We start from the raw sequence: 7,940 nt of genomic DNA on the forward strand, positions 1-7,940 counted from the left end.
TGGGACACGAGGGCCTCCTGCGGTCGGCGTGCAGATGTCGCAATCCACACCGAACCCAGAAGGCCCTCACCTGTTCAAGAGCACCCAGCACGCGTGTCACCAACGTCCCGGGACAGCACAGCTAGATCGTGTGGTGAGCCACAGGGAACAGTGGGGCTGGTCACGGGGACGACCAGAGCTCCGCTACTGTCCCGCCGCAGGTCAATGCAGCAACTACCGCCAAGAAGCCCAGGTTTCCCATGCTGAGGGTTCGGGCACTGTGGCACGGGCCAGCCGTCGCGGGTTGCTCTGGTCGACGGCATCAGCAGCGTGGCTGAGGTCGGTGGGGGTGCAGCGAGGCATACGCGTGCCTGGTCGGTGACCCGCAGTCGTGGCTGATTGTCGTCGGCTGAGACTCAGAGGGATCATATTGAGGGCACCCCGCCATCGGTCAGATAGCCCCGCGCCGGGCAGGGCCGGGCTGTCTCTGGGGCGTCTGAGGCCGCTCAACAGTGGTCAACGACGACCGACGACGACCACTAAGCGCACTGGCTCGCCGCTCCTGATCAGGGAAAGCGCAGGTTATCAAGATCGGCGACAGGGCCCAGGGCAAGAAGTAGCCCCGTAGGCCGATCAAGCCCTCTACCTGCGGATTCCGCGGGCAGGGGGCTCAGTCGTTCCTCGGGACCGTGTTTCGAAACCCGGTGGCCGCCGTACCGGGGCCGTCGGTACCGTCGGGCTCCCGGCCGGCCGCACCGGCGGCGGTCCCGTCCAGAAGCGATGTCCGTGACCAGCAGGCAAGCGACGACGACCCTGTGGCGCCCCACCGGTCCCCGGGAACTGGAGCTGGTGCGGGAGTTGGACTGGCGCGCCTGGCCGCCCCGGCTTCCCGAGCAGCCGATCTTCTACCCGGTCCTCAACGAGGACTACGCCATCAAGATCGCACGCGACTGGAACGTCAAGCACGATGGCGCCGGCTTCGTCACGCGGTTCGAGGTCGAGTCCGGCTTCCTGCGCAGGTACCCGGTCCGGCAAGCGGGCGGACGGACGATCCTTGAACTGTGGGTACCGGCCGAGGAGCTCGACGAGTTCAACGCCCACATCGTCGGCACGATCCAGGTGGTTCACGAGTTCCGCTGAACCGCGGGACTCCGCCACGGAACCCGGCCGGTCGAGTGCCGCGAGCAACGCGGCCTCCACTGCCGCGGGGTTGTCCAGCGTTGCAGGTACGTCCGATCGACTCCATACAGCGAGACGTTCCACCGCCTCGGCGGTGGAACGTCTCCTGACACGCAGGTGACCTACGAGACGGGCTCCCTTCGCCGGCATTGCCCGGATCAGGTAGTGGGGGTCGCCGTCCGGTCTTTCGACCTTCCGGCCTCTCAGCCCGACCGTCGCCGTCGGCCCCAGCGGGAGCCGAAGCTCTCCGCCGAAGTCGGCAACTCCGGTCGAACTCCCTCGCTCGTCCCGTAGGCCTATTAATAGGATAACCCTCCTGGGGAGATGCAAAAGCCCTACAGGGCAACATTCTTAGAAAATCTTGGCGAACAGGGCGCCCTGTCGCATCCGGCCCGCTGACCGTCCGGTCGGTTGGACTCGGTTGGGTATCGGTCCGCGGCGGAGGGTGGCCAGGCCACCGACACAGCGTTAATTTTCAGCCAACTGTGATGGCTTCCCCGGAACGCCGCGCCATGGTCTCCGGTCCGGTTTCCGGTGTGGCGTTTCCGTGAACGCCCACGCAGGAGCAGTACCGGTTCAGCGATGGGGGTAGCACGATGCGGCGAAGACGGTTCCTCGGCCTGATGTCGGGGGTGGCCGGATCTCTCGCATGGACGGCGACCGGATGCGGTGGCGGCGGAACGTCCCGGTCCGGGGACGTCACCCTGACGATGGTCGCCACCGACTACGGCGACCTCGAAGGCGACGACCTCACGCAGGCGTACTGGGAGAAGCTGATCTCCTCGTTCGAGGCGAAGCACCCGGGCGTCAGGGTGAAGGTCTCCGTCCATGCCGCGGGGAGCGCCGAGCAGAAGGTGGCGGAGCTGGTCCGGAAGGGAACGCCCCCCGACCTCGCGCAGATCGGCTCCTTCGCCGACCACGCCGCCGCCGGCCGGCTGCACCGGGCCGACGAGCTGCTCTCCATCGCCCTGCAGGCGGACTTCGTCCCCGCGCTGTCCACGGCGGGCGAGCTGCGCCGCGTGCAGTACGCGCTGCCGTTCGCCGCCAACGTCCAGCTCCTCTTCTACAACAGGGCCCTCTTCGCCGCCGCCGGCCTGGACCCGGACCGGCCGCCGCGCACCTGGGCCGAGGTGAAGCAGGCCGCCACCGCGCTCAAGGCCGCCGGCGTCGACGTCCCCTACGGGCTGCCGCTCGGCCCCGAGGACGCCCACGCCGAGGCCATGACCTGGATGGTCAGCAACGGCGGCGGCTACACCGGCGAGGGCGGCCTGTACGCGCTCGACGCGCCCGCGAACGTCGAGACCCTGGACTGGCTCCGCGCCGAGCTGGTCGCCCCCGGCCTCACCACGGCCGACCCCGCCTCCACCAACCGCCGGGAGCTCTTCGACCTGTTCACCCGCGGGCAGGTGGGCATGCTCAACGGCAGCCTGTCGCTGATGCGGTCGGCCGACCGGAAGAAGATCGACTACGGGATGGCGCCGCTGCCCGGCAACGGCCGGGTCGCGGAGACCACCATGGGGACCGCCCACTGGATGCTGGCGTTCCGCCGGGACGGCAACACCGAGGCGGTGAGCGCGTTCCTCGACCACGTCTACGCCGTGGAGAACCACTACGAGTTCGTCCACCGCTACCGCGCGCTGCCCGTCACGGTCTCCGGCTCCGAGCGGCTGCGCGCCGACGAGCGGCACCGGCGGATGCGGCCCTTCGTCGACCGGCTCGGGGCCGCCGAGTTCTATCCGGCGAACAAGGTCTCCTGGACGCGGGTCAGCCGGGAGGTCAGGAAGCAGGTCGGCCGGGCGGTGCTGGCCGACGGCGATCCGGCGGGCGTGCTCGGCTCGCTCCAGCGGACCGCGGAGAAGGAGGAGGACGCCGCGCGGGCGCGGTGACGCCCACGCGCGGACCCGCGCGCCCGTGTACGGACGCGCGGCCGGTGGCATGCGCGGGGCCCGGCCGGTCCGCCCGGCCGGGCCCCGCACGTGCTCGGTGGGCCTACGTCCGCCGGCGGCTCAGCCGCAGCTTCCGCCGCACTGGCAGCTTCCGCCGGACTGGCAGCCGCACGAGCACCCCGATCCGCAGCCGCACGCCCCCAGGAGGGGCAGCGGGGGCCGCCCGTCCGGGTGCTCGGCCGTTCTGGGTGGGGTCGGGAAGTCCGCCATGGGTTCCTCCTCAGCCGGTCCTCACCGGTCGTCGCCGGTTCGCCTCACCACCCATTGGCGCCCCGCGCCGCCGAGCGCGTCAACGGCGCGCGGAGGCACGCCTCGCACACCCGCGGGCCGGGCGCGTACCGAGTGGGACGGGGAGCGCGGCGCGTCCGCCCGGCGCCCGGGACCTCACGCGCTCTCGGCCGTGCCGTCCTCCACGGCGGCCACGCCGGCGCCCGGGTCGACCTCGTCCGCGTAGTCGCCGGTGACGAGGTAGACCACGCGGCGGGCGACCGAGACCGCGTGGTCGGCGAAGCGCTCGTAGTAGCGGCCGAGCAGGGTGACGTCCACGGCCGTCTCGATGCCGTGCTTCCAGCGGTCGTCCATCAGGTGCTGGAAGAGGGTGCGGTGGAGGAGGTCCATCGCGTCGTCGTCCTGCTCCAGTTGGAGCGCCAGGTCGACGTCCTTGGTTATCAGGATCTCGCCCGTCTTGGCCATCAGGCGCTGCGCGAGCTGGCCCATCTCCAGGATGGTGGCCTGGAGGTCGCGCGGCACCGCCGACTGGGGGTAGCGCAGCCGGGCCACCTTGGCGACGTGCTGCGCCAGGTCGCCGGAGCGTTCGAGGTCGGCGCTCATCCGCAGCGAGGTGACGACGATCCGCAGGTCGGTGGCGACCGGCTGCTGGCGGGCCAGCAGGGTGATGGCCCGGGTCTCCAGATCGCGCTGGAGGTTGTCGATCTTCTCGTCCGCGGCGATCACGCTCTCGGCGAGATGGAGATCCGCGTCCAGCATCGCCGTCGTGGCGCGGCCGATCGCGGAGCCGACGAGCCGGGCCATCTCGACCAGGCTGTCCCCGATCGAGTCCAGCTCCTCGTGGTACGCGTCCCGCATGACTGTCCTTCCCTCGCGTGCCGTGAACGTCGGGGGCACCGGATCCGGTCCCGGGCCGGTCCGACCGGGCCGAACCGGGACGGACGGATCCCCGTCCTCCCCCTACGCTCCCACGTTCCGTCCGGAACGCGTCCGGTTCCGCCCGCCCAAGTGAACCGGCGCCGACACCGACGTGAACTCTCGGAGACGTCTGTTCGAGCAGGCCCTCGAACGGCTACGGCCACCTTCAAGGGCCCGCTTAACCTGGACACATGGACGTGAACGCGGCGGTCGCCGCAGTGGCAGCGGTCGCCGGGGTGTGCACCGGTGTGATCGCCATGCTCGCGTTCCGCTGGAGCGAGCGCGAGCAGGCCCGCCCCACACGCAGTTCCCTCCACACCGAGGCCGTGCTGCCGCCCGGTGTGGACACCGTACTGTCCGTGCTCCGGTCCTCCGCCGTCGTGCTCGACGAGTCCGACGCGGTGGTCAAGGCCAGCTCGGCCGCGTACGCCCTGGGGCTGGTGCGCGGCGGGAAGCTCGCGGTGGAACCGATGCTCCAGATGGCGCGCGAGACCCGCCGCGACGGCGAGATACGCCAGGCCGACCTGGAGCTGCCGCGGCGCGGCACCGGGCGCGGCGAGGCGCTGGCCGTCTCCGCGCGGGTCGCGCCCCTGGGCTCCCGGCTGGTGCTGCTGCTGGTGGAGGACATGACCGAGGCCCGGCGCATCGAGGCCGTGCGCCGCGACTTCGTGGCGAACGTCAGCCACGAGCTGAAGACCCCGGTCGGCGCGCTCTCGCTGCTGTCGGAGGCGGTGATGGACGCCGCCGACGACCCGGAGGCGGTGCAGCGCTTCGCCGGGCGGATGCAGAACGAGGCCACCCGGCTCACCAACCTCGTCCAGGAGCTGATCGACCTCTCGCGGGTGCAGAACGACGACCCGCTGGAGGACTCCGAGCCCGTCCGGGTGGACGAGCTGGTGGCCGAGGCCATCGACCGCTGCCGCCAGCAGGCGAGCGCCAAGCAGATCACCATGGTCGCGGGCGGCACCGCCGGCCTGCACGTGTGGGGCAACCGCGGCCAGCTCGCGGCGGCGCTGGGCAACCTCGTCGAGAACGCCGTGAACTACTCCCCGTCCCGCACCCGGGTGGGCATCTCGGGACGCCGGGTGGCGGCCCCGGGCGGGGACATGATCGAGATCGCGGTGACCGACCAGGGCATCGGGATCTCCGACAAGGACAAGGAGCGGATCTTCGAACGCTTCTACCGCGTCGACCCGGCCCGCTCCCGGGCCACCGGCGGCACCGGCCTGGGCCTGTCCATCGTCAAGCACGTGGCCGCCTCGCACGGCGGGGAGGTCACCGTGTGGAGCGCGGAGGGCCAGGGTTCCACCTTCACCCTGCGGCTGCCGGAGGCCGCCAGCGCGCGGGAGAGGGCCGAGGCCCGCCGCCGTGAACGGGAGCGGGCCAGCGGCGCGCTGCGCGAACCGGCGGACTTCGGCGACGCGGACGTCGCCGACGGCACCTCCCGAACCCCCTACGACTCCTCAGACCCCCACGACTCCAACGACCACCATCCTGCTCCTGCCCCGGAGGTCCTCCCGTGACCCGAGTGCTTGTCGTCGAGGACGAGGAATCGTTCAGCGACGCACTGTCGTACATGCTGCGCAAGGAAGGCTTCGAGGTGGCCGTCGCGGCCACGGGCCCGGACGGGCTGGAGGAGTTCGAGCGCAACGGTGCCGACCTGGTGCTGCTCGACCTGATGCTGCCCGGCCTGCCCGGCACCGAGGTGTGCCGTCAGCTCCGCGGACGCTCCAACGTCCCGGTCATCATGGTGACCGCGAAGGACAGCGAGATCGACAAGGTCGTCGGCCTGGAGATAGGCGCCGACGACTACGTGACCAAGCCCTTCTCCTCCCGCGAGCTGGTGGCCCGCATCCGGGCCGTGCTGCGGCGGCGCGGCGAGCCGGAGGAGGCCGCTCCGGCGGCGCTGGAGGCCGGACCGGTGCGGATGGACGTCGACCGGCACGTGGTGACGGTCGGGGGCACCAAGGTCGACCTGCCGCTGAAGGAGTTCGACCTGCTGGAGATGCTGCTGCGCAACGCGGGCCGGGTGCTGACCCGCATGCAGCTCATCGACCGGGTCTGGGGCGCGGACTACGTCGGCGACACCAAGACGCTGGACGTGCACGTCAAGCGGCTGCGCGCCAAGATCGAGCCGGACCCGAGCGCCCCGCGCTACCTGGTGACGGTGCGGGGCCTGGGCTACAAGTTCGAGCCGTGACGCGTCCCGCCGCGTCCGGTGTCCGGCGCGGCGGTACGGGATGACGCGCGTGGGGGCCGCCCCGAACGGGGCGGCCCCCACGCGTACGCGGTGCGGGTTGCCGGTGCGGCGGGTCAGTGGCCCGCGTGCTCGTCGGCTTCCCCGTGCTCGTCGTGCTCGCTGCCGACGCCCTCCTCGGCGTCGGTGCCGGTCCCGCTGTCGTTCGCGCCCTCGTCCGCGTCCGGGGCCGGCTCGCCGCTCTCGGAGGCGGAGGCGTCGGGGCCGGGCGACTGGGAGGCGCCGGGCTCGGACGGCTCGGAGGCGGACGGCTCGGCCGTCGGCGTCGGGGCGGTGCTGGGGCCGTAGCCCTCCCAGGAGTGGACCGCCGGGACCACGGTCGCGCGCAGCTCCACCCTGCCGGTCGAGCTGAACTCGAAGACCACCGGCTGGGCGTTGCCGCTGCGGATGCCCGCCTGCTCGGCGTCGGCGATCAGCGCGGAGGCGTTGTCCTCGCCGCCGAGCGCCAGGGAGCCGCCCGCCGGAATGGTCAGGTCCTCGCCCTCGGCCGGGCTCAGCTCCACGGTCCGGCCGGAGCCGGTCACCGTGATGGACTCCAGCTTCTCGTCCTTGGAGCCGCCGTTGAAGATGTGGGCCGTGACGGTCGCCGGACCGGAGCCCTCCTCGGCGGTGACTATGTTGACGTTCTGGACCCTGATGTCGCCGATGCGGGCCGCGGCGTTGTCGGGCCGTATGTTCAGGGACTGCGCCTCGGGCCCGGCCCCGCAGGCGGCCAGGGAGGCGATCGGGAGCGCGAGAGCGATGGCGGCGAGGGCGCCGCGTCGAAGGCTGCTGCTCACGGCGGCGGCAACTCCTAGCGGGTGGATGGTTCTGACGGCAGGGGTCAGCGTACCGACCCTCTTCGCGGCGCCTTCACCCGGCCCGTCCCCTTCACCGGCCGTTCGCCCGCACCGCGCGCTCCCGCCGGCCGCGCGGCGCGGCCGGCGGCCCGGGGAGGCGATCCGCGGAATATCAACTGCACGTCCGTGCGAACGATTACGAGCATTCCGAGGAAGTCCCCGCGGAAGGGGCCGCGGAAGGTTCACCGGAAATCGACGGGCGGATCGTTCGCTCCTCCCCTGATCAATTCCGACCGGCCGTTCGACCGGCTCGGGGATTCCGGCAAAACGGACGTACGGGTGTTTCGGTCGACCTCTCCGGGGCGGTGGCGCACGTGATTCCCGCCTCGCGCAGAACCCCTCTCACCTGCGAATTCTTGCCCCCGCGGGCACCCCGCAGCACGATCCGGGCGGTGTTGTCAAGCCCCGAGATATGCCCTGACCTGCGAAAACGCCATTCAGAAGAGGGCGTTCCCGTGTTACCCTGGATAGCCACGGAAGGGGTACCTGTCACATGACGTTCAAGGTTGGCGACACCGTGGTCTATCCCCATCACGGGGCCGCGCTGATCGAGGCCATCGAAACTCGCCAGATCAAAGGCGTGGACAAGACCTA

At 71.3% G+C, this 7,940-nt stretch carries 7 protein-coding genes; 5 read left to right on the forward strand and 2 right to left on the reverse strand.

All coding sequences use genetic code 11. The features are described from left to right. The first annotated feature begins 759 nt into the window (after nt 1–759). Nucleotides 760–1,119 (forward strand): hypothetical protein, encoded by a 360-nt coding sequence (locus VE546_RS06870; protein ID WP_324919625.1) that lies wholly within the window; start codon nt 760–762, stop codon nt 1,117–1,119. 662 nt (nt 1,120–1,781) lie between these two features. Next, complete coding sequence (locus VE546_RS06875) at nt 1,782–3,044, forward strand: extracellular solute-binding protein (protein ID WP_324919635.1); 1,263 nt, start codon at nt 1,782–1,784, stop codon at nt 3,042–3,044. A gap of 444 nt (nt 3,045–3,488) precedes the next feature. Here VE546_RS06875 and phoU read toward each other — a convergent pair whose 3' ends face one another. Then, entirely contained in the window at nt 3,489–4,190 is a 702-nt protein-coding gene (gene phoU / locus VE546_RS06880) for a phosphate signaling complex protein PhoU (protein WP_324919627.1), read from the reverse strand. A 251-nt stretch (nt 4,191–4,441) separates the two neighbouring features. Between phoU and VE546_RS06885 the strand changes: the two genes are divergently transcribed. Both VE546_RS06885 and VE546_RS06890 read left to right on the forward strand, forming a co-directional pair. Beyond that, the gene (locus VE546_RS06885) at nt 4,442–5,773 is read left to right on the forward strand and encodes a sensor histidine kinase (protein ID WP_324919629.1); all 1,332 of its coding nucleotides are present in this window, start codon (nt 4,442–4,444) and stop codon (nt 5,771–5,773) included. Beyond that, the gene (locus VE546_RS06890) at nt 5,770–6,450 is read left to right on the forward strand and encodes a response regulator transcription factor (protein WP_324919631.1); all 681 of its coding nucleotides are present in this window, start codon (nt 5,770–5,772) and stop codon (nt 6,448–6,450) included. The genes VE546_RS06885 and VE546_RS06890 overlap by 4 nt, the downstream gene beginning before the upstream one ends. Nucleotides 6,451–6,563: 113 nt before the next feature. Here the strand turns inward: VE546_RS06890 and VE546_RS06895 are convergent, their stop codons facing one another. Continuing rightward, nucleotides 6,564–7,286, reverse strand: coding sequence for a DUF461 domain-containing protein (locus VE546_RS06895; RefSeq protein ID WP_324919633.1), 723 nt, complete (start codon nt 7,284–7,286; stop codon nt 6,564–6,566). A 553-nt stretch (nt 7,287–7,839) separates the two neighbouring features. On the opposite strand from VE546_RS06895, the gene VE546_RS06900 reads away from it, so the two are divergent. After that, on the forward strand, nt 7,840–7,940 hold a 101-nt coding region (locus tag VE546_RS06900; RefSeq protein ID WP_320778885.1), incomplete at its 3' end, for a CarD family transcriptional regulator.

Source organism: Streptomyces sp. (genome assembly GCF_035644915.1).
Taxonomy (GTDB): domain Bacteria; phylum Actinomycetota; class Actinomycetes; order Streptomycetales; family Streptomycetaceae; genus Streptomyces.

Excerpts from the sequence above, each read along its gene's own strand:
- VE546_RS06875 (WP_324919635.1), top strand. The coding sequence starts at position 1,782 with ATGTCGGGGGTGGCCGGATCTCTCGCATGGACGGCGACCGGATGCGGT.
- VE546_RS06870 (WP_324919625.1), top strand. The coding sequence starts at position 760 with ATGTCCGTGACCAGCAGGCAAGCGACGACGACCCTGTGGCGCCCCACC.
- VE546_RS06885 (WP_324919629.1), top strand. The coding sequence starts at position 4,442 with ATGGACGTGAACGCGGCGGTCGCCGCAGTGGCAGCGGTCGCCGGGGTG.
- phoU (WP_324919627.1), bottom strand. The coding sequence starts at position 4,190 with ATGCGGGACGCGTACCACGAGGAGCTGGACTCGATCGGGGACAGCCTG.